Consider the following 1,424-nt stretch of genomic DNA (forward strand, 5'->3'; position numbering starts at 1 on the left):
GCATCGGCGAGCTTGCGCGCGGTGCGCACGATCTCATCGCGCCCACCATAGTTGAAGGCGATGACCAGGGTCAGCGCCTCATTGCCTGCGGTCAGCGATTCGGCCTCCTGCAGCAGGCCTCTGATGTCCGGCTGCAGCCCCTCCCTGTCGCCGATCACCCTCACCCGCACGCCGTTTTGATGCAGCTCGGCGAGATCCCGGCGGATGAAGAGCTTCAGGAGGCCCATCAGGTCGCTGACCTCGGACTTCGGCCGCGACCAGTTTTCAGAGGAGAAGGCGTAGACCGTCAGATAGGAGATGCCGAGCTCTGGCGCGGCGCGCACCGTCTTGCGCAAGGCTTCGACGCCGGCGCGGTGGCCGGCGAGCCTCGGCATGCCGCGCGCCTTGGCCCAGCGTCCGTTTCCGTCCATGATGATCGCGACATGCGCGGGGGTTGTCATGGTCTCGCTTTCGAGCCGGTGAGAAACCGACCCTAAACCTGCATGATTTCAGCTTCCTTATCGGAAAGCAGGTGATCGATGGTGCTGATCATCTCATCGGTCAGCTTCTGAACCTGGTCGGAGCGCTTGCGATGATCGTCTTCGCTGATCGTGCCGTCCTTTTCCGCCTTTTTGAGGAAATCCATGCCGTCGCGACGGACATGGCGAACCGCGACGCGGGCGTTCTCCGCATAGCCGTGCGAGATCTTGACCAGTTCCTTGCGGCGCTGCTCGTTGAGTTCGGGCAAAGCAATCCTCAGATTGGTGCCGTCGACGATCGGATTGAAGCCAAGATTGGCCTCGCGGATAGCGCGGTCGACGGCGCTCACCATCGATTTGTCCCAAACCGATACCGAAATCATCCGCGGCTCCGGAACCGTGACGTTGGCCACCTGATTGATGGGCATCGTCGTGCCATAGGCATGGACCTGCACGGCGTCGAGCAGGTTGCTGGAAGCGCGGCCGGTGCGCAGCGAAGCGAGATCGTGCTTGAAGGCCGCGATCGCCCCGTCCATGCGCCGCTTGAGATCGTCGTACTCGCCACTCATGATCATCTCCTCGACCCGTTCGCCGGGTTCAATGCTTGTCTTCTAATCTCGACCGGACCGGCGATCATTCAGCCGTCTTCGGCCCCAGTCAATTGTCCGCGACGATGGTGCAACGGCCGCCGCCTCTTAGAATTTCGCCGAAACCACCTTTTTCGTGGATCGAATAGACGATTATCGGAATGTTGTTTTCACGCGCAAGTGCAATCGCGGCCGTATCCATGATCGTAAGCCCGCGTTTGATGACTTCGGCATGACTTATGCGGTCGAAGCGCACCGCCTCCGGATCCTCCTTCGGGTCGGCCGAATAGACGCCATCGACCTGCGTGCCCTTGAACAGCGCGTCGGCGCCGATCTCGGCGGCGCGCAGCGCTGCGGCCGAATCGGTGGTGAAGAACGG

Annotated in this window: 2 protein-coding genes and 1 pseudogene; all 3 read right to left on the reverse strand. The window is 61.7% G+C overall.

All coding sequences use genetic code 11. The features are described 5' to 3' along the window. The coding region (gene uppS / locus EOA60_RS32805) for a polyprenyl diphosphate synthase (RefSeq protein WP_128312611.1) at positions 1–440 on the reverse strand (440 nt) is incomplete at its 3' end. Between the two features lie 32 nt (positions 441–472). Continuing rightward, positions 473–1,027, reverse strand: coding sequence for a ribosome recycling factor (gene frr, locus EOA60_RS32810; RefSeq protein ID WP_127334979.1), 555 nt, complete (start codon positions 1,025–1,027; stop codon positions 473–475). An 88-nt stretch (positions 1,028–1,115) separates the two neighbouring features. Then, positions 1,116–1,424, reverse strand: a pseudogene (locus tag EOA60_RS32815) (uridine monophosphate kinase); the annotation flags it as partial.

This window comes from Mesorhizobium sp. M1A.F.Ca.IN.020.06.1.1, assembly GCF_004023265.1.
GTDB lineage: Bacteria > Pseudomonadota > Alphaproteobacteria > Rhizobiales > Rhizobiaceae > Mesorhizobium.

Bases quoted from the DNA above. Each gene is read 5' to 3' on its own strand.
- frr (WP_127334979.1), bottom strand. From the start codon at position 1,027: ATGAGTGGCGAGTACGACGATCTCAAGCGGCGCATGGACGGGGCGATC.